The sequence below is a fragment of the Arthrobacter sp. B2a2-09 genome (assembly GCF_027587375.1).
In the GTDB taxonomy this organism is placed as follows: domain Bacteria; phylum Actinomycetota; class Actinomycetes; order Actinomycetales; family Micrococcaceae; genus Arthrobacter.
Map to the genome: position 1 here is coordinate 1 of NZ_JAMXIC010000087.1, position 514 is coordinate 514.

1 protein-coding gene is annotated in these 514 nt (G+C 60.7%); it reads right to left on the reverse strand.

The window, feature by feature from the left end; genetic code table 11:
- Positions 1–482, reverse strand: a 482-nt coding sequence (locus NFJ07_RS25640; protein WP_269998924.1) for a hypothetical protein, incomplete at its 3' end; no start/stop codon positions are given.
- Positions 483–514: the final 32 nt, after the last annotated feature.

Genomic DNA, 514 nt, shown 5'->3' on the forward strand with positions numbered 1-514 from the left:
TGTTCGTTCGGACGGCCCAGCTTCCAAGTGCGTTCCTCGGCAGAGCTGCTGTCGGCCACCCATTCCTGATCGTCCACGGGCATGTTCTTGCCCCAAACGTCCCGGTCCTGCATGGCATTGAACAGCGGGTCAGGCTTGAAGTCCCGAGTCCAGTTCCAGCGGTCCACGATAGCGTTGATCGCGGCGCTGGTGCCGGTCATTTCACGCCACGCAGCACCGGCCATGTCGGTTACGCCAACGCCCTGCTGGTACGCCAGCGCTTTCTTGTTCTCGGCGATCAGGTCCGACATGTCCTGTACGGTCGTGTCGGTTTCCTGAGTATCCTTGGTTATGGTAGGCAGCGCACGCTCGTTGCGTTTGGGCTTCAAGTAATCCTTGGCGCCCTGCGCGGCTGCGTCGTCCACCTGATCTGGCGTTGCGCCAGCGATCTTTGCTTCGATTGCGGATTGTGCGGCAGTTTGGAACTGCGCGAACTTCTCCACGTTGGCCAGCTTCTCCTTGACTGGGCCGTGCT